Origin of the sequence: Streptomyces nidicola (genome assembly GCF_050106155.1) — a bacterium.
Classification (GTDB): domain Bacteria; phylum Actinomycetota; class Actinomycetes; order Streptomycetales; family Streptomycetaceae; genus Streptomyces.
Genome location: NZ_JBNBPI010000001.1, coordinates 8,166,876 through 8,183,805, shown reverse-complemented (window position 1 = coordinate 8,183,805; position 16,930 = coordinate 8,166,876). Strand labels below are relative to the sequence as shown.

Genomic DNA, 16,930 nt, shown 5'->3' with positions numbered 1-16,930 from the left:
GGCAAGGCCGCACCCGGTCACAGGCCGCCCACGAGGATCTCGCCGTTCTCCTCCCGGGCCGGATAGATCTTGATCGGCTTCACCGCCGGTGGCGACAGCGGCTCACCGGTGGCGAAGTCGAAGACGCTGCCGTGGCAGGAGCAGCGCAGCCCGTCCTCGGTGACCTTGCCGGCGGACAGGTGGCAGGCGAGGTGGGTGCAGTAATTGGCGCTGACGTGGACATCGCCCTCGAAGCGGGAGACCGCGAGTTCGAGGTCGCCGACGAAGAAGCGGCGTACGACGCCTTCGGGGACCTGGCCGGAGCGGGCCACCTTCACATATTCGAGTTCCGTCGCCACTGTCAGTTCCCCCCTGTCCCGGCCGCGTCGGCGACCGGCTCCGCGCGCTCCATGAGCTCCATGAGTTCCATCAGGTCCGTGTCCTCGTCGGCGAGGAGATCGGGGTCGGGGCGCGCACCCCGGGCGATGAGCTCCTTCGCCGCGTACACGTCACCACCGCGCTCGGCCGCGAACGCCGCCCTGAGGACGCCGTCGGCCAGGTAGAAGGCGATGAAGTCGCGCTCGTCGGGCGAGCCGCGGACCACCAGGCGGTCCCAGCCGTGGGGGTCTCCGCAGTGCTGGAGATTGAGGCCGAACTGTTCGGACCAGAACCAGTGCGGGTCGTCGTACACCACGTCGCGGCCGAGGATGTTCTTCGCCGCGGCCATCGCCTGCTTGTTGGCGTTGTCGAAGTGTTCGACGCGCACCCACCGCTCGTACAGGGGGTGCTTGTGGTTGGCGACGTCGCCGGCCGCGTACACGCCGGGCACGCCGGTGCGGCAGTGTTCGTCGACGAGGACACCGTCCGAGACGGACAGGCCGGAGGCACGGGCCACGTCGGTGTTGGGGAGCGCGCCGACCGCGACGACCACGGCGTCGCCAGCCACTTCCAGCCCGCTCGCCGTGGTGACCACGACCGCGTCCGGTGTCGTACGCACCGTGCTGACGGTCTCACCGGTGTGCAGCTCGACCCCGCCCGTGCGCTGCACATCCGCGCAGAACGCGCCGAGTCGAGGGCCGAGCACGCCCGCCAGCGGCACCTGTCCCTGTTCCAGGACGACCGGGGTGACGCCCCGGGCGAGCGCCGTGGAGGCGACCTCCGAGCCGACGAAGCCGGCGCCGACGATCACCACGCGCCCGCCGGGGCGCAGGAGTTCGCGCAGGCGCAGTGCGTCGGCCATGCCGCGCAGGTGCACGATCCGCTCGTCGTCCTCGGGTACCCCCGGCAGCCGTCGGGCGCGGGCCCCGGTGGCGAGGAGCACGCGGTCGGCGGGGACGCGGGTGCCGTCGGCGAGCTCCACGGCGCGGCCCGCCGTGTCGATGCGGCGGGCCTCGGCGCCGAGGCGGAGCGCGATGTCGTTGTCGCGGCACCAGTCCTCGGAGAGCAGTGCGGCGTCCTCGGGCTGCTGCGAGCCGTCCAGGAGTTCCTTGCTGAGCGGCGGGCGCTGATAGGGGGCGTACGGCTCGTCGCCGATCAGCGTGATGGTTCCGCTGAAGCCGCGGCGGCGCAGGGTGCGGGCGGCGACCGCCGCGCTCTGACCCGCGCCGACCACGGCGACGCTGCGGGGGGTGTCGGGCTGCTCGGGCATGGGGCTCACTCCTGTACGGGCAGGGCCGCCGCGGCGGCGGCGGCGAGGGACGCTGGGTTCGCGGCGTACACCTGGACCCGACCCTCCGCCACCCGCACCGGATAGCCGGGCTGGCACTCGTCCCGGTCGTCCGCCCGGCCGGTGCGCAGGTCGAAGGCCCACTGGTGGCCGGGGCAGATGAGGCGGCCGTTCAGCACGGTGCCGCGGGACAGGGCCTTGCCCTTGTGCACGCAGGCGTCGGCGAACGCGTAGATCTCGCCGGCGTCGTGGAAGAGGGCGATACGGGTGTCGCCGACGGTCACGAGTTTCTTGCGGCGCCTCATGACGTCGGCGAGTTCGGCGACGTCCACCCAGTCGGACATGGGCTCCCTCCCTTTCTTTCGGTCCAGGTCTGTGGGGTACGAAAGGGGGCGGCACAGGACGCCCCCTTTCGGCCTTTCCGCTACGCGACCGGGGCCTGTTCCAGGTCCGGGCCGACATACGTGTCGTACAGCGCCTTCGTGTACGCGAAACGCATCTCGGCGCCCCAGCGCACGAATTGCAGGCAGCGCTGCTGCAATTGCGGGGTGTCGGCGTGGTCGAGCACGATCTGGTAGCCGCGTTCGCCGTGCACGACATCGGAGGTGATGTGGAGTTCGAAGAACTCGATCTCGTCCTCGGTGAATCCGTAGGAGCCGCGCAGCGGAATGATCTGTTTCTTGTAGATGCTGGGGACCTGCGATTCGAGGCCGACGACGAGCGCGGCGGTCGCGACGACGAAGTGTTCGCGCATCGCGACGGCGTAACACCAGGACTGGAGACCGCGGGTGACCGCGTTCATGTTGGACGGGTCCTCGACGCGCTCGCGCGTGGTGCCGCAGGCCTCGGCAAAGCGGATGAGGAGGTCGGTGTGGCGGATGTCCGCGATCTCCTCCTCGTACATGTTCTGGAGGGTGAAGTCCTTGGCGCCGGTGAATTCGTCCGGGGTGTTTCCGTAGATGTAGCCGAGGTAGTCGGCGAACGGGCCGACGTAGTGATAGTGGTTCTCGGCCCAGCGCGCGAAGTGCTCCCGCTTGAGTTCGCCGTCCGCCCATGCCCTGCTGAAGGAGGCGTTCTTGGCCTCACGGCCCTTGATGGCATCTTCGAGAGCGGTACGGAATTCGTCCCTGGAGAGAAGCTCGGTCATGTTGCGGCGTCCTTTCCGCTTTCCGGGTGACTCCAAAGTAGGTGCGGCGGGTTGAGGGGTGGATGGTGTTTGTGCACAGGCCCCGCGGCGATCTCTGTGCACAGTGCCCCGTACGTCAGAACAGCACCGTGGCGAGCGCCGTCGCCGCCGCGAGTCCCGCGACCACCGGCAGGAAGCAGTGGCGTACGAGTTCCTGCACGGGCACCCGTGCCACGCCGGCGACGGCGAGCAGCGAGGACCAGGCGATGAGGGTGCCACCGCCGGTCCACACCGAGCCCATCTGGCCGACGGCGGCCAGCGTCGCCGGGTCGGTGTGCGCGGCAGGGCCGAGCGCGCCGGCCAGCGATCCGGTCAGCGGCAGGCCCGCGAAGCCGGAGCCCTCCAGGCCCGTGATCATGCCGATGATCAGGATGGCGAACGACAGCATGAAGCCGTTGTCGGGGATGTGCTGGTCGACGGAGGCCACCAGGTCGAAGAGGAGCGCCGGGGGCTTGGCGTCGTGGACGCCCGTGATCCGCGAGATGAACTCGGCGTTCCCGAGGAAGAAGAAGCCCGCGATGGGCACGACGACACCCATCGCCTTGAACGCGAACACCAGGCCGTCCACGACGTGGGAGGCCGCGGTGGTCAGTCCGTGGCTGCCGTCGATGCTGAAGACCGCCGCGAACAGCAGCAGCATCGCGACACCGCCGACGAGCCCGGCCGCCTCGTCGCCCTGCACCTCGCCGACCACGTTCGTGAACTTGCCGAGGAGCATGTAGCCGACGATGGCGGCGAAGGTGAGCGGGACGAGCACGGCGAACAGGCGTGAGCGGCGCACCGGTTCGGGCTTCGGGGGCACCGCGGCCGTCTCCGGGGAGGGTTCGAGTACCTGCGTGGCGGTGTCCGCGTCGGTGGCGGCGCGTGTCGCGGCCGCGGCGGCCGCTCCCTTGCCGATGCCGCGCGCTCCGGGCGAGCCGCCGAGCTGCACCTCGGCGCCACTGTCCAGCCCGTTCTTCCGGGCGAGCCAGCGCAGTTCGTTCTCCTCGCCGGCCACGCCGAAGGAGCGCCGCCCGCGCAGGTACAGGCAGGCCAGCGCCACCGCGCCGGTGATCAGCGAGAGCACCATCGCCCGGTCCGCGACCGCTCCGGTGCCCACCCCCGCGGCCTTCGCGGAGAGCCCCGGCGCGACCTGGATGACGTAGTCGCTGGAGAGCGCCATGCCCTGCCCCGCGACGGCCATCACCGCGCCCGCGGTCATCGCGGGGAGCCCGGCCCGGATCGCGGCGGGCAGCAGGATCGCGCCGATGAGGGGCACGGCGGGCGTCGGCCAGAAGAAGAGACTGATGAAGTACGTGGCGGCGGCGATGGTCAGGAAAGCGGCCCGGCCGCCCCGCATGAGTCCGCGGAACGGCCGCACCATGCGCTGCTCGGCGCCCATCGCACGCAGGCCGCCGAGCAGCGCGGTGATGATGGCGATGATCAGGAAGATGGAGAAGAGCTGACCGGCGGCCGTCAGGCTCGCGCTGAAGATCGAGGCGAGTCCCTTGACGAGGTCGCCGCTGTAGGCCCAGGCCGTCAGGAAGGTGGCGAGGACGGCCGGGACGACGATGTTCCGGCGCGCGATCATCACGCCGATGATGACGACTACCCCCGCGAGATACGTCCAGTGCGCAGCAGTGAGTTCCACGTCCGCACTCCCTACCCGGCGCCCGGCGCTGCGGGGCCGAAGTCCGTTGGTTGTCGGGTGGTTGACGGGCATGCTGACGACCCCGGCTGCCAGGCCACAGGGGGACGATGCACATTGTCGGCGACATTATTTGTGCAGTGTGCGGGCCCGTGACAGCTCCCGTTTCCGATGGATTTCCGGCCGGTCACGCGCCGGGCGCGGGCGGCCGTCGCTGTGCGAAGTGCCCTGCGGCGCACCGAGATCGAGGGCTCCTTGCACGTGGCTCGCGGCGGGTGGGTCCAGGCATACTCCGGGCATGATCGCCACCCGCCTCGGTCTGCTTCCCCTGCTCACCGCGACGTTGACCACGACGATGGCGAACACCGTGGTCAACGTCCCCATGACGGCGATCCTGGCCGATCTGGGGGCACCGCTCGGCCGGGGTGTGCTCGTCGCGACCGCGTTCCCGGTGACACTGGCGGCACTGATGCCGCTGTCCGGGTGGCTGGGCGACCGGTTCGGGCACCGGCGGGTGCTGTGCGCGTCGATGGCGTCGATGATCCTCGGCGCGGCGGGCGCGGCGCTCGCCCCGAACCTGCCGCTGCTCGTGGCCTTCCGCATGCTGCAGGGCCTGTCCGCGGCGCCCGTACTGCCGGTGGTGATGGTCCTCGTCGTGCAGGTGCTCGGCGAGGAACGGCGCGGCAGGGCACTGTCGTTGTGGGCGGCCGCGAACGGGGCGGGGCAGGCGCTCGGCCCGACCACGGGTGGCCTCCTCGCCGAACTCCTGGGATGGCGTGCGGTGTTCTGGCAGATCGTGCCACTGTCCGTACTCGTGGTGGCCGGCGGGTGGCTGCTGCTCCCCCGCGACGACCGCTCGCGGACGCGGCCGCGGCTGGACGGGGCGGGTGCGCTGACACTGACGTGCGGGGCGGCGCTGCTGCTCGTCGCGGCCTCGGCGCTGCCCTCGCAGGGGGCCGGTGCGCCGGTGGTGTGGGGTGCGGCGGTTGCCGGGGTGCTCGCGCTCACGGCCTTCCTGCTGGTCGAGCGGGGGCGGTCCGCGCCTTTCCTGCGCCCCCGCCATCTTGCCGAACTCCGCTATGTGCGCTCGTCGTTCGCGGCGGCGGCGCAGATGTTCGTCCTCGGCGCGGTGCTGCTGGCCACCCCCGCGTATCTCGTGGGCACCCGGGGCATGTCGCAGTCCCGTACCGGCCTGGCCGTCCTGGCGCTGCCGCTGGCGATGGCATCGCTGGCACCGGTGGCCGGGCGGTGCACGGAGCGGTTCGGTGGCCGGGGTGTCATGCGGTGGGGTCTTGCGGTGCTGTGCGCGGGGGCGGTGCTGCTCGCGGTCGGGACCGGGGCGGGCACGGGGGTCCGGCCGGTGGTGGCGGCGCTCGTGCTGACCGGGGCCGGGATCGCGTTCGTCCAGACCCCGGCGGCCACCGGTGCCTCGCGTTCGACGGCCGGGCGTACGGGGGCGGGTCTCGGCCTGTTCAGCCTGATCCGCTTCGGTGCGACGTCGCTGGGGGCGGCGTCCGTGGCACTGCTGGGAACCCAACCGGCAGGCCTGGTGCGCGTGTTCGGGGTGTGTGCGGGGCTCGCGGCGGTCGGGGTCGTCGTGGCATCGCTCGGACGTGACAGCGGCGCCTCCCGGAGAACCGGCCCACCTACGCCGGCGGCGCCAGCTCCGCCTGCAGCACCCGCAGCGAGTCGTTCAGCGTCTCGATCCGATGGGCGAGCCACACCGTGAACTGCGTCTCCGCCACCCGTACATCCATGCCGAGGGCCCGCGAGGCGCGCTCCAGCTTGTACAGCATGGTGTTGCGGTGCAGTTGGAGGCGGCGGGCCGCCGCGTTGAGGTTGCCGGACTCGGCTATGTAGGCGAGCACCACCTCCTCCAGGTTCCCGGTCTGCCCGTCCGCCCGGCGCAGCGGTTCGAGCACCTCGTGGGCGAACTCCCGGCCCTGCGCCGAGTTCGCCGCCGCCTCGACCGCCGCGAAGACCTGCAGCTCGTCGTAGCCGCACACCTCCGCCACCCGTACCCGCCCCGACAGCTCCAGCGCGATCCGCGCCTCCCGGTAGCTCGCCGCGACGCCCGCCGCCCCGGGCGCGGCCCGCCCGTGCGTCACCTGCACGCCGCTCGACATGCGCTCCGACACGAGCCTCTGGAGCTGCCGCCCGAACCGCGCCTGCGCCCCCTTGCCGCCCGTCTCGGGGCTGAACTCGGCGACCACGACCAACAGTTGACCCATCAACGCCGCCATCGTGAAACCGGGGCCGCCGCGCAGCGCACCCACCGCACGCGGCAGGGACTGCGCCCTGACCGGGCCCGCGTACGGCACCGAGGCGACGAACACCGCGTGCTCCGCTTCCGTGTCGAAGCGGTAGTGCCGTGACCTGGCCCCGAGTTCGTGCACATCGGTGAAGCGGCCGTGCACGAGGGTGTCGAGGAAGTCGTCGCGCGAGCGTTCCTCCGCCTCGACGACGGAGCGCTGTCGCAGGATCTCGGAGGCGACGAGGGGCGCGCCCTGCTCGACGATCACCCGGTGCTGGGCGAGGTCGTGCGCGGCGGGCGCCGACGGCGGTTCCACGACGGCGACCGTCCCGTACGGTTCACCCGCCACCCTCACGGGTGCGGTGACCACATGCACCGGCTCCTCGCCCCAGGTGACATCGAGGTCGGTGGCGGTGGCGGTGGCGGTGGCGTGGCCGTGTCCCGGTGCCGACTCCGCGAGCGGCCCCTGCTCGATGTGCACCCTGTCCGCGAGTTCCTGCCACCGCGCGTCCGTTGCGGCCCGCTCCCGCTCGGCACGGGACAGGAGTTGGCCCGCCTCGTCCATGATGAGCACGGTGGCGCCGGCGAGCGTGGCCATGGACCGGGCGAGCGCGGGGAGCCCCGAGCCGGACGCGAACACCTCCCCCAGTGTGCGGTGTACGCGCACGCCGTACTCCAGCACATGGGCGCTGTCCGCGATCGTCTTCGTCGCCACCAGACGCCCGATGTGGTGGTACGTGGCCTCGGGTGCGAGCCGCACCAGCGGCAGGTCCGCGGCGTCCGCCGCCCGCATCAGCGGCCCGAAGTCCGGTTCCGCACGCGGCTGCGGGCGGGCGAGGACGGCGGTGACGCCACGTGCGGCGAGCCCGGCGAGCAGGCGGCGGCAGTCGGGCGCGCAGGTCAGCTCGGCCACCGACGCGAACACCACGATCCCGGCCAGGTCCGCGCCCGCCGCGGGCCGCTCGGGCCCGGGCCCCGGCGGTAGTTCCGCCAGCGGCAGACACCAGCTCACCGCCTGCCGCAGTCCGGCCTTCCCGCCGAGGAGCCGCCCTCCGACGGCGGGCTCGGCGAGAAGCCTTTCGACCGTCAACTCCCTTTTGTGCGCTACGTCGTGTGCCATCTGCCTACATCCTCCTGCGGCGAAGGTGCGGAATGTACGAAGCCGCCCGGCACCTTCGCGACGAATGCTGGGGGCACGGGAAAACGCCGATGACGCGGTCGGGGCCGACGAGAACGTGGAGGTCATCTTGACTCAGAAGCTACTTGCGCACCAGACCACCTCCCAGCACCGCCCACCGGCGGTGGTGACGTCCTTCGACCCGACCGCCCCGCACCGGCAGGTCACCGAAGTACCCGCTTCGACCCCGGCCGACGCGGCCGACGCGGTGCGCACGGCGGGGCTCGCCTTCCCCTCCTGGGCCGACGCGACGGCGGGCCGCCGCGCGGAGGCGCTGCACGGCGCGGCGGCGGGGCTCGCCGAGGACGCCGCGGGGATCGCCGCGCTGATCTGCGCCGAAGAGGGCAAGACGCTCGGCGCCGCGCGCGGTGAAGTGGCCAAGGCCGTCGAGCAGTTCAGGCTCGCTGCGCAGTTGGCCTTCATGGTCGAGGGCATCACGTACCCCGCCGAGTCCGCGGGTGTCTCGGCCTGGACGCTACGTGTCCCGCTCGGCGTCGTCGTGGCGATCACGCCGTGGAACTTCCCGCTGTCGCTCGCGGCCCGCAAGCTCGCCCCGGCGCTCGCGGCCGGCAACACGGTGGTGTTCAAGCCGTCGCCGGTGACACCGGGCGTCGGCGCGCGGCTCGCCGCGGCCTGCCATCGCGGCGGGGTGCCGGAGGAGGCGCTGCGGGTCGTGCAGGGCGACGATCCGGAGGCGATGGCGGCACTGGCCGGTGCGCCGGAGGTCCGTGCCGTCAGCTTCACCGGCTCGGACCGGACGGGCGCCCTGCTCCACCGCACCGTGCGCCCCGGTGTGCGTACGCAGTTCGAACTCGGCGGTCACAACGCGACGTTGGTGTGCGCCGACGCCGACCTGGAACACGCGGCGGCCGAGGTGGCGGCGGGCGCCTTCGGCCTCACGGGGCAGGTGTGCACGGCGACGGACCGGGTCCTGGTGGACCGTTCCGTGGCGGCCGAGTTCACCGAACTGCTGGCGGAGCGCACCGCGAAGCTCACCGTGGGACCCGGCGATGACCCGGCCGCGGCGATGGGCCCGGCCGCCACGTCGGCCCAGCGGGAACGGGTGAGCGCTCTGCTGGACTCGGCGCTCGCGGCGGGCGCCCGGGCGGTCGCGCGGGGCAGCCTGATCCCCGGCGCGGACCCGGCGGGACACTGGCTGCTGCCGACCCTCCTCGCCGACGTCCCGGCCGACCACCCCGTGAACACCGCCGAGGTCTTCGGACCGCTGCTCTCCGTCGTTCCGGTGGATGGTCCCGACGAGGCGCTTGCCGCCCTCAACGACGACGCCCACCGGCTCGTGACCGCCGTGCACACCCGCGATCTCGGCAGGACGGCCCGCTTCGTGCGCGCCGCGCGGCACGGCATCGTCAAGGTCAACCAGCGCACCACCGGCAACGGCGTCGCTCCCCCCTTCGGCGGCTGGGGCGCCTCCAGCTCCGGCGCGTTCCCGGAGGGCGGCCGCTCGGCGCTGGAGTTCGTGACCGACACGAAGACGGTCTACTGCGACGCACTCACCACCCGCTGACCCCTACGCCCCCCTGGGAGGAACGCATGCACACCATCCACCGCCTCACCCTCGAAGACGCCGTGATCATGCTGGAGGCCGCCGAGGCCGAGGCCGCGCGGGTCGGCGTGAAGCAGACGATCTGCATCGCCGACGACGGCGCCCACCCCATCGCGCTGCACCGGATGACCGGCGCCCGCCTCACCGGCGTGGAGATCGCCATCGCGAAGGCGTTCACGGCGGCGGGCCACCAGCGCGCCACCCACCTCTTCAACGAGACACCGAAGGGGCCCGCCCTCCCCGGCAACGAGGCCTTCGGCATCCAGCACATGCACCCCGGCCGGTTCGCCGCGTTCGTCGGCGGCTTCCCGATCGTGTACGAGGGTCAGGTCATCGGCGCCGTGGGCGTCAGCGGGGGCAACGGGGAGCAGGACAAGGCGGTCGGCGCGGCGGCGCTCGCCGCGTTCGAGGAGAAGGTGGCGGTGCGCCGCCAGTGACACGCGCCTCCCCTTCCGGTTGATAGGCAAGCTCACACTTGCCTATGCTGGCGTCGTGGCCGATGACCTGTTCAGAGCCTTGGCCGACCCCACTCGCCGCACGATCCTCGACGAGCTGACGGAGAAGTCGGGGCAGACCCTGTTCGAGATCTGCTCACGGCTGGCCATGAAGCACCGGCTGAGCCTGTCGCGGCAGGCTGTCTCGCAGCATCTCGCCGTGCTGGAGACGGCCGGGCTCGTCGAGACACGGCGGGAGGGGCGCTACAAGTTCCACGACCTGAACACCGCCCCGCTGCGCCGGATATCGGAGCGGTGGCTCAAGCCAGCAGCCCCTGCACAGGACCCGGAAGAGAGCACCCCATGAAGATCCACATGACGAGCGTCTTCGTCGACGACCAGGCCAAGGCCGCGCACTTCTACACCGAGATCCTCGGCTTCCAGAAGAAGCACGACGTGCCCGTGGGCGAGACCGACCGCTGGCTGACCGTCGTATCGAGCGAGGAGCCCGGCGGCACCGAGCTCCTCCTGGAGCCGGCGGGCCACCCGGCCGTGAAGCCCTACCGCGACGCGCTCATCGCGGACGGCATCCCGCTCGCCCAGTTCGCCGTCGACGACGTGCGGGCCGAGTACGAGCGGCTGACCGCGCTCGGCGTGCGCTTCACGCAGGAGCCGCTGGAGATGGGCCCGGTCACGACCGCCGTGCTCGACGACACCTGCGGCAACCTCATCCAGATCGCGACGGAGCCCGCGGACCCCCAGTAGAGCCGCTTTCCGGTTACGCGCGCCGCCGCCGTCCGAAGACCGCGATGCCCGTGGCGACGGCGGCGGCGATCAGCCCGATCCCGCCGAAGATGAGCGGCAGCAGCCACAGCGAGAGAAACCCGTTGATCTGCGCGTCCTCGGGGTCGTCGGCCCGGTACAGCACCTCGACGCGCTCCCCCTCCTCGTACGAGGGCGGGTTGGAGCCCGTCGAGCTGCGGAAGGTGTGCGGGGTGCCGTCCGCGGTGGTGAACTCGACGACCGGATACGCCGAGGGCTTGTCCCGCTCCCGGGTCTTGCGCGTCACGCCGATGTGGCTGTCGCGCCACTCCACGGCCACGACCCGGCCCGTCGTACGGTCGGCCTCCCGCAGCAGCGAGACCGACGACCACGCAAGGATCAGCCCGACCACCAGGAAGATCCCGCCGAACGCCGACACCCCCAGCACGACCCATCGTCGTACCGCCCGCCCCTGCACCTGAACCTGCACGCCGCGCCCCTCACTCGTCCGAAGAGGAGGGACGTTATCGCAGACGGAAGTGGTCAGTTGCTGCCGGTGAGTTCGCCGCTCAGCTTTCCGTGCAGGGCCGCGCTGTCCGGGTTGAAGCCGACGATCTCGACGCTCTTGCCGCGCTCCGCGTACTTGGTCTCGATCGCGTCGAGCGCGGCGACCGACGAGGCGTCCCAGACATGTGTAGCGGAGAGGTCGATGACGACCTTGTCGGGGTCGCCTGCGTAGTCGAACTGGGTCACCAGGTCGTTGGAGGAGGCGAAGAAGAGCTCACCGGTGACCGAGTAGACGACCTGGCCGCCGTCGGGGTCGGTGACCGAGGTGACGTTCGCGACGTGGGCGACGCGCCGGGCGAAGATGACCATCGCGGTGATCGAGCCGACGACGACACCGATCGCGAGGTTTCTGGTGGCGACCACGACCACGACGGTCAGCACCATCACGACGATTTCGCCGGCCGGCATCCGCTTCAGCGTCTTCGGGGCGATGGAGTGCCAGTCGAACGTCGCGAAGCACACCATCACCATGACGGCGACCAGGGCGCCCATCGGGATCTCGGAGACGACGGGCCCGAAGACCACGCAAAGGATCATAAGGAACACGCCCGCGAGGAACGTGGAAAGGCGGGTCCTGGCGCCGGACACCTTTACGTTGATCATCGTCTGCCCGATCATGGCGCAGCCGCCCATGCCGCCGAAGAAGCCGGTGACGATGTTGGCGATGCCCTGCCCGATCGACTCGCGGGTCTTGGACGAGCGGCTGTCGGTGATCTCGTCGACCAGCTTCGCCGTCATCAGGGACTCCATGAGCCCGACGAGTGCCATGGCGAGCGCGTACGGCGCGACGATCTTCAGCGTCTCCAGGGTGAACGGCACGTCCGGCAGCCCGGGCACGGGCAGCGAGGAGGGCAGCGCGCCCTTGTCGCCCACGGTCGGCACCGCGATCCCGGCGGCGACGGTGATGACGGTCAGGATGACGATGGAGACGAGCGGGGCGGGGACCGCCTTGGTGACCTTCGGGAAGAACACCATCAGCGCGAGCCCGGCGACGATCAGCGGGTAGACGGCCCACGGCACGTCCGTCATCTCGGGCACCTGGGCCATGAAGATCATGATGGCGAGCGCGTTGACGAAGCCGACCATCACGCTGCGCGGCACGAACCGCATCAGCTTCGCCACGCCGAGCGCGCCGAGGACGATCTGGAAGACACCGGCCAGGATCACCGCGGCCACCAGATAACCGAATCCGTGCTCCCGGTTGAGCGGCGCGATCACCAGCGCGACGGCGCCGGTGGCCGCCGAGATCATGGCGCGCCGCCCGCCGACGATGGAGATGGTCACGGCCATCGTGAACGCGGCGAAGAGACCGATCTGCGGATCGACGCCCGCGATGACCGAGAACGAGATCGCCTCGGGGATCAACGCGAGCCCCACCACGAGTCCGCCCAGGATCTCGGTGCGCCACACCTTCGGGTCGGACCACCAGTCGGGGCGCAGGCCGCGCAGCCGGGCGGCCGGTGACGGAGCGGAAGGGGCGGGAGAGGGGGACAAGAGAAAGTAACCTGTCGTGGTCGGGCACACCGGCGTCACGCGGCCTGTGCGAGCGGGAGGACGGGCGGCGTGCGGCCAACCCTGACATTCGACAACTCTACCCTAACGTTAGGGTAGAGATCGGCGTCGCCGAGTGTGGCCCCGGTGACACCACACGGACACGGCACGGCACGCAGACACGGAGAAAGGCGCCGCGTGAGCAGCGAGCACATGCAGATCGGCGAGGTCGCCACCCGGACCGAGCTGTCGTTGCGCACCATCCGGCACTACGAGGAGACGGGCCTCGTCATCCCGTCCGCCCGCTCGCAGGGCGGCTTCCGCCTCTACACCGAGCACGACGTGGCCCGCCTCATGGTGATCCGCCGCATGAAGCCGCTCGGCTTCACCCTCGACCAGATGCGGGACCTGCTGGACGCCACGGACCGCCTCGACGCGAGCCCGCCGCCCGAGGGCGACGAGCGCGAGCAACTCCTGGACCGGGTCCGCCACTTCGAGCAGGCGGCGGCCGATCGGGTCGCGGATCTGCGCAAACAGCTGGGCCGTGCGGAGGAGTTCGCGGGCACGCTGCGTGAGCGCCTGGACGGGGCCGGGGCGGCGTGACCCGGCACGGCGGCGACAAGGCGGCGTGACCCGGCGCCGGCGGCGATAACCGGTACCGCGCCCTGTCGGTGCGTGCCAGGATCACGCCATGACACGCACCGATATGCCGCCGTCCTGGGACGAGCGCACGATGCTCACGACCTTCCTCGACTACGCCCGCGCCACGGCCGTCGCCAAGTGCGCCGACCTCGCACCCGAGCACGGGGGCGCGGCGCCGCTGCCCGGCTCGCCGCTCATGACCCTGGGCGGCCTGATCAACCACCTCCGGTGGGTCGAGTACCACTGGTTCCAGGTGATCTTCCTCGGCGAGGAGGACGCGGGCCCGTGGACGGACGAGGACCCGGACCGCGAGATGCGGCTCGGAGCCGAGACCCCCGTCCCCCAACTCGTCGCCGAGTACGAGGAGCAGAGCGCCCGCTACCGTCAACTGGCCGCGGACACGGACCTGTTGGCGACGGCAAAGCGTCCGATCAGGGACGGCACGCATGTCTCCCTCGGCTGGATCCTGATGCACCTGATCGAGGAGACCTCGCGCCACAACGGGCACATCGACATCCTGCGGGAGATGGCGGACGGCGCGGTGGGCGACTAGGCCGGCCGCCGACCACGAGTCACTACACCTCCCGGCAGCGGTCCCTGACCTCCGGTAGTGGCTGGAAGCCGGCCGCCTTGTAGGTGGCCACGGCCGCGGTGTTGGCGCTCGGCGTGCCCACGAGGGCGCTCGACGCGCCGAGTTCGCGGAGCGCGGCCGCCGCGGCGACGGAGATCGCCGCCCCGTGACCACGGCCGCGGTGGTCCCGGTGCACCCCCATGGGTTCGAGCAGCCCGGGCCGACCCGGCCCCGCCGACCACACGGTCACCGCCGCCACCGCCGCACCCTCGTCGTCGTACGCGAGCAGACACCGCGCCTGCGCGTACGGCGCCCCGGCCGCCATCGCGTGCCACTGCGCCCCGCTGAACCTCGACCCGTCGAACGCCGCCCGGTGCACCGCGGCGTACGCCTCCGCCCGCTCCGCCCCCGCGACCTCGATCCGCACGGCCGGGGGCCGGACCGGTTCGCTGAGATCGCGCCGCAACGGCGTCCACGCCTCGCCGGTACGCCAGCCGGCCCCGGCCAGGAAGTCGTGCAGCAGGACGCCCCGGGGAGCCTCGATATCGACCGACCCCTCCGGCAGGACCCCACGCTCCCAATCGCCCACGTCGGCGAGCAACTGCCGCGCCAGTTCCGGGTCTTGATGGGCTTCGGGCGCCAGCGTCAGCCGCAGTAGGGTGGGGCCGTCCAGCAGTCCGACGGCGAGGACCCGACCGCCGCGACGCCACGTCCGCACGTCCGCCGCGGTGCGCTCCGCGCCGGTCCGCCAGTACCAGCCCAGGTCGCCGGGGTGCAGCTGCATCGGTGCCGCGTCGTGCTGCCATGTGCGCAGTACGCCGACGACGTCACCCAGCTCGTCGACTTCCGGTGTCACCAACTCGATGGCCATGCAGGTGATGACACACCACGGGGCGCGGTGTGCGCATCTGAATTCCGTCAGTCCTTGAGGCTCAGTCCTTGAACCGCTCGTCGTCCATCCCCGCCATGAGCGCCTGATGGCTGCGCCGCACGTGTTCGCGCATCACGCGCTCCGCGCCGTCGCCGTCCTTGGCGCGGATGAGGTCGAGGACGCGGTGGTGCTCGTGGTCGGACTCGGTGAGGCGGCCGGGCTGGGACAGGGACGTGCGGACGAGGCGGGCGTAGGCGAGCTGGTTCATCAGGGTGCGGTAGTGGGCCTCCAGCTTGGAGTTGTCGGCCCCGACCATGATCAGCTCGTGGAAGTCGTGCACCAGCTTCTCGTACTGCTCCGAGTCGCCGGCGCGCACCGCCTCGTCGGCGGCGCTCATGTTGGCGGCGAGGCGTTCCACCTCGGGGACGTTGCCGCGGAAGGCGAGGAGGCGGGCCGCCGCGCCCTCGAGGAGCTCCTTCATCTGGAAGAGCTCCGTGATCTCGCGGCGCGAGGGCACCGCGACGAACGTGCCGACCCGCGGGCGCACCTCCACCAGGCCCTCGATCTGGAGCTGCTTGAGGGCTTCGCGGATCGGGGTGCGGCTGACGCCGAAGGTCTGCGACAGCGTCATCTCGGAGAGGCTGGAGCGTGGCGGCAGCTCTCCGCTGATGATCATCCGGCGCAGCTCTTCGGCGACCTTCGCCTGCATGCTGGTCTGCTGGAGCGGCCTGCGTGCGAGGTGCTTGGGCTCTTGCATGGCACGAGAACCTAGTCTTCGGGGACGCGTGGCGTCAATTGACGGGGAATCCCGGAATTGCCATGCAAGAGGGCGGGCAATGCCGTGTGGGCGGGTGGCCTACTGGAAGGCCGGGACGACCTCCTTGATGAACAGCTTCAGCGACTCGCGCTTCTCCTCGTGCGAGAGGGTGTTGTCGATCCAGAAGCTGTACTCGTCGACGCCCAGCTCCTCGTAGCCGCGCAGCCGCTCGATGACCTCGGCGGGCGTGCCGATCATGGCGGTCCTGCGCAGGGCCTCGGGCGCGAACTCGGGGCGCTCGGCGAACTTCTCCTCGGGGCTGGGCTCCAGGAAGCCGTTGACCGGGGCCTTCTTGTTGCCGAACCAGGCGTCGAAGGTGCGGTAGAACTTGTTGATTCCCTCGGCGGCCGGGCGCCAGCCCTCCGGGTCCTCCGGGGCGTGCACATGGGTGTGGCGCAGCACCATGATGTCGGGGCGCTCCACCTCGGGGTGGTTGGCGACCGCGGTGTCGAACTTCTCCTTGAGGGCGGCGACCTCCTCGTCGCCCTTCATCAGCGGCGTGACCATGACGTTGCAGCCCTGAGAGACGGCGAAGTCGTGCGAGGCGGGGTCGCGGGCGGCGACCCACATCGGCGGGGTGGGCTGCTGCACCGGCTTGGGCACGCTGGTCGACGTCGGGAACTGCCAGATCCCGCCGTCGTGCGCGTAGTCGCCCTGCCACAACGCCCGTACGGCGGGGACGAGTTCGCGCAGGTGCTTGCCGCCGTCGGAGGCCTTGAGCCCGTCGGCGAGGCGGTCGAACTCGATCTGGTACGCGCCGCGGGCGATGCCGACCTCGGCCCGGCCGTTGCTGATCACGTCGAGGAGCGCGGCCTCCCCCGCGGCCCTGACCGGGTGCCAGAACGGGGCGATGATGGTGCCCGCGCCGAGCCTGATGGTGTCGGTCTTCGCCGCCAGGTACGCCAGGATCGGCATCGGGCTGGGCGAGATCGTGTACTCCATGGCGTGGTGCTCACCGACCCACACCGTACTGAATCCGCCGGCCTCGGCCATCTGCGTCAGCTCGGTGAGGTTCTCGAAGAGTTCGCGGTGGGTGGTGCTCTCGTCCCAGCGCTCCATGTGCACGAACAGCGAAAACCTCATGACAGCTCCTTTGCTGAGGTAGGGGTGGCTTCTTCCATGGCCATGGCGGTGGCTCGCATCTCCGCGAGCGTGGTGTCTCCGGTGGACCAGTGCGTCGCGGGTACCTCGTGGACGACGACCCGGATGTACTCGGGGCGTGTGTCGATCGAGCGCAGGACGGCCTCATGCACCTCGTGCTGCAAGGTCCTGATCTGCTCGGGGGTGCGGCCCTCGGCGAGCGTGACGGTGATCTGTGGCAT

At 71.3% G+C, this 16,930-nt stretch carries 19 protein-coding genes; 7 read left to right on the top strand and 12 right to left on the bottom strand.

Features of this window, described 5'->3' with window-relative positions:
- Positions 1-17: 17 nt before the first annotated feature.
- The 5 genes from ACOKM3_RS36990 to ACOKM3_RS36970 form a co-directional block, all read right to left on the bottom strand.
- Positions 18-338 carry a Rieske (2Fe-2S) protein gene (locus ACOKM3_RS36990; RefSeq protein WP_426905630.1) on the bottom strand — a complete coding sequence of 107 codons (321 nt, stop codon included), beginning with the start codon at positions 336-338 and terminating at the stop codon, positions 18-20.
- A gap of 2 nt (positions 339-340) precedes the next feature.
- A complete protein-coding gene (locus ACOKM3_RS36985; RefSeq protein WP_426905629.1) occupies positions 341-1,627 on the bottom strand; it encodes an NAD(P)/FAD-dependent oxidoreductase in 1,287 nt (428 codons plus the stop codon).
- Positions 1,628-1,632: 5 nt separating this feature from the next.
- A complete protein-coding gene (locus ACOKM3_RS36980) occupies positions 1,633-1,989 on the bottom strand; it encodes a Rieske (2Fe-2S) protein (RefSeq protein ID WP_426905628.1) in 357 nt (118 codons plus the stop codon).
- A gap of 80 nt (positions 1,990-2,069) precedes the next feature.
- The gene (locus tag ACOKM3_RS36975; protein WP_426905627.1) at positions 2,070-2,792 is read right to left on the bottom strand and encodes a TenA family transcriptional regulator; all 723 of its coding nucleotides are present in this window, start codon (positions 2,790-2,792) and stop codon (positions 2,070-2,072) included.
- A 115-nt stretch (positions 2,793-2,907) separates the two neighbouring features.
- The gene (locus tag ACOKM3_RS36970; RefSeq protein WP_426905626.1) at positions 2,908-4,461 is read right to left on the bottom strand and encodes a hypothetical protein; all 1,554 of its coding nucleotides are present in this window, start codon (positions 4,459-4,461) and stop codon (positions 2,908-2,910) included.
- Between the two features lie 295 nt (positions 4,462-4,756).
- Here ACOKM3_RS36970 and ACOKM3_RS36965 point away from each other — a divergent pair, with 295 nt between their 5' ends.
- Positions 4,757-6,187, top strand: coding sequence for an MFS transporter (locus tag ACOKM3_RS36965; protein ID WP_426905625.1), 1,431 nt, complete (start codon positions 4,757-4,759; stop codon positions 6,185-6,187).
- Here the strand turns inward: ACOKM3_RS36965 and ACOKM3_RS36960 are convergent.
- Positions 6,105-7,832: a PucR family transcriptional regulator gene (locus ACOKM3_RS36960; RefSeq protein ID WP_426905624.1), complete on the bottom strand. Its 1,728-nt coding sequence runs from the start codon at positions 7,830-7,832 to the stop codon at positions 6,105-6,107. The genes ACOKM3_RS36965 and ACOKM3_RS36960 overlap by 83 nt on opposite strands.
- A gap of 127 nt (positions 7,833-7,959) precedes the next feature.
- On the opposite strand from ACOKM3_RS36960, the gene ACOKM3_RS36955 reads away from it, so the two are divergent.
- The 4 genes from ACOKM3_RS36955 to ACOKM3_RS36940 are packed head-to-tail and all read left to right on the top strand — an operon-like array spanning position 7,960 to position 10,652.
- On the top strand, positions 7,960-9,414 hold the full coding sequence (locus tag ACOKM3_RS36955; protein ID WP_426905623.1) for an aldehyde dehydrogenase family protein: 1,455 nt from the start codon (positions 7,960-7,962) through the stop codon (positions 9,412-9,414).
- Between the two features lie 26 nt (positions 9,415-9,440).
- Positions 9,441-9,890, top strand: a complete 450-nt coding sequence (locus ACOKM3_RS36950) for a GlcG/HbpS family heme-binding protein (RefSeq protein WP_426905622.1) — start codon at positions 9,441-9,443, stop codon at positions 9,888-9,890.
- Positions 9,891-9,945: 55 nt separating this feature from the next.
- A complete protein-coding gene (locus ACOKM3_RS36945; RefSeq protein WP_426905621.1) occupies positions 9,946-10,254 on the top strand; it encodes an ArsR/SmtB family transcription factor in 309 nt (102 codons plus the stop codon).
- Entirely contained in the window at positions 10,251-10,652 is a 402-nt protein-coding gene (locus ACOKM3_RS36940) for a VOC family protein (protein ID WP_327668976.1), read from the top strand. Before ACOKM3_RS36945 ends, ACOKM3_RS36940 begins: the two co-directional genes overlap by 4 nt.
- A gap of 13 nt (positions 10,653-10,665) precedes the next feature.
- On the opposite strand, the gene ACOKM3_RS36935 is transcribed toward ACOKM3_RS36940, so the two are convergent.
- Together ACOKM3_RS36935 and ACOKM3_RS36930 are read right to left on the bottom strand one after the other, a co-directional pair.
- Positions 10,666-11,139 carry a DUF3592 domain-containing protein gene (locus ACOKM3_RS36935; RefSeq protein ID WP_426905620.1) on the bottom strand — a complete coding sequence of 158 codons (474 nt, stop codon included), beginning with the start codon at positions 11,137-11,139 and terminating at the stop codon, positions 10,666-10,668.
- A gap of 53 nt (positions 11,140-11,192) precedes the next feature.
- Positions 11,193-12,710, bottom strand: a complete 1,518-nt coding sequence (locus ACOKM3_RS36930; protein ID WP_426905619.1) for a SulP family inorganic anion transporter — start codon at positions 12,708-12,710, stop codon at positions 11,193-11,195.
- A 195-nt stretch (positions 12,711-12,905) separates the two neighbouring features.
- Between ACOKM3_RS36930 and ACOKM3_RS36925 the strand changes: the two genes are divergently transcribed.
- Complete coding sequence (locus tag ACOKM3_RS36925) at positions 12,906-13,310, top strand: MerR family transcriptional regulator (protein WP_426905618.1); 405 nt, start codon at positions 12,906-12,908, stop codon at positions 13,308-13,310.
- 88 nt (positions 13,311-13,398) lie between these two features.
- Complete coding sequence (locus ACOKM3_RS36920) at positions 13,399-13,902, top strand: DinB family protein (RefSeq protein ID WP_426905617.1); 504 nt, start codon at positions 13,399-13,401, stop codon at positions 13,900-13,902.
- Positions 13,903-13,924: 22 nt separating this feature from the next.
- Here the strand turns inward: ACOKM3_RS36920 and ACOKM3_RS36915 are convergent, their stop codons facing one another.
- The 4 genes from ACOKM3_RS36915 to ACOKM3_RS36900 form a co-directional block, all read right to left on the bottom strand.
- A complete protein-coding gene (locus ACOKM3_RS36915) occupies positions 13,925-14,791 on the bottom strand; it encodes a GNAT family N-acetyltransferase (protein WP_426905616.1) in 867 nt (288 codons plus the stop codon).
- A gap of 61 nt (positions 14,792-14,852) precedes the next feature.
- Complete coding sequence (locus tag ACOKM3_RS36910; protein ID WP_426905615.1) at positions 14,853-15,548, bottom strand: GntR family transcriptional regulator; 696 nt, start codon at positions 15,546-15,548, stop codon at positions 14,853-14,855.
- A gap of 99 nt (positions 15,549-15,647) precedes the next feature.
- Positions 15,648-16,691: an LLM class flavin-dependent oxidoreductase gene (locus tag ACOKM3_RS36905; protein WP_426905614.1), complete on the bottom strand. Its 1,044-nt coding sequence runs from the start codon at positions 16,689-16,691 to the stop codon at positions 15,648-15,650.
- Positions 16,688-16,930, bottom strand: a complete 243-nt coding sequence (locus ACOKM3_RS36900) for a tautomerase family protein (RefSeq protein WP_426905613.1) — start codon at positions 16,928-16,930, stop codon at positions 16,688-16,690. The genes ACOKM3_RS36905 and ACOKM3_RS36900 overlap by 4 nt, the downstream gene beginning before the upstream one ends.